The sequence below is a fragment of the Amycolatopsis sp. cmx-11-32 genome (assembly GCF_047608695.1).
In the GTDB taxonomy this organism is placed as follows: domain Bacteria; phylum Actinomycetota; class Actinomycetes; order Mycobacteriales; family Pseudonocardiaceae; genus Amycolatopsis.
This window is the reverse complement of sequence record NZ_JADNQN010000046.1, coordinates 1-1,209: the sequence shown is the minus strand read 5'-3', so window position 1 is coordinate 1,209 and position 1,209 is coordinate 1. Positions and strand designations below refer to the sequence as shown.

Annotated in this window: 1 protein-coding gene; it reads right to left on the bottom strand. The window is 65.2% G+C overall.

Annotated features, from left to right (window positions below; translation table 11 throughout):
* Positions 1 to 119 precede the first annotated feature (119 nt).
* A partial coding sequence (locus ACM6LR_RS39310; protein WP_414945654.1) for an IS701 family transposase occupies positions 120 to 1,209 on the bottom strand: 1,090 nt, incomplete at its 5' end.

Genomic DNA, 1,209 nt, shown 5'->3' with positions numbered 1-1,209 from the left:
CCGCACTTTGTGATTGATGGCTTGTCTTCGCTGGTAGTGGGCTTGTCGGGCTCGGTGTTGGTGGCGTCGGCGCCAGTGTGACCATGTCCAGGTCACGGCGCGGTCGGGCGCGGTGGTGATCAGGTGTGCCAGGAGACGCTTGACCTCTCCCAGCGTGACTGGAATGAGGCCGCTGCCAGGGCTTTTGGGGCGATCGCGGCGGTGACGGCGAGGTAGGTATGGGCGAGCATCGCGAGCGTGATGTGGCGGTACCAGGCGTCGTAGCGGCGGACCTGGTAGTGGTCTAGGCCGACCTCGGTCTTGGCGGTCTGAAAGCAGTCCTCGATCGCCCACCGCGCGCCGGCTACCCGAATCAGGTCATCATCGGTCGTTCCCGTTGGGGCGCAACACAAGTAGTAGGCGATTTCATATTCGCCTTTACTGTTTCGGGTCAGTGATCGCCGGGCCAGCAACCATCGTCCCCAGCCCGGCGGGGTGGTGTCGGGGTAGGCCGGCAATTCGGCCACGGCCCAGTCGAACAGACGGGGCCCTTTGGCGCCATCACCGCAACTACGGCGTTTCCATGCGGCCTCCGGCGCGTGGGTGACCAGCGTGCCGGCGCGGGAGGTGCCCGCGGTGGCGGGGATAGTCTGATTGCTCGGCACGGCCACGACATAGCCGATCCGTCGATTCTCCAGCCAGCGGCGGAACTTGGAGTCTCCACCGTAGGCTTCGTCGGCTGTGACCCACGTGGCGGGGACACCTGCATCCAGGGCACGGGCGAGCATCGCCTGGGCGAGTACTGGCTTGGTCGCGAACTCGACCTCGTCGGGCACAGCCGCGTCCCGGCAACGTTCCCGATCGGCGGTCCAGGACTTCGGCAGATACAGCTCTCGATCTATCAACGTGCGGCCTTTGCTTGTGGCATAAGCACAAAACACCCCCAGCTGACAGTTCTCGATGCGCCCAGCGGTGCCGGAGTACTGCCGTTGCACCCCGGCAGATCTGGTGCCCTTCTTCAGGAATCCGGTCTCGTCCACGATCAGCACACCGTCACGCTCACCCAGATGCGTGACCGCGTAAGCACGCACGTCGTCACGTGCGCCATCGGCGTCCCACGCGGCGGCGTTAAGCAGCCGTTGCATCCCGTCCGGGGCCAGATCACCAGCAGCCTCAGCCAGCGTCCACCCGTTCTTGCCAGCCAACGGAGCAAGTAAGCCACGCACGTAG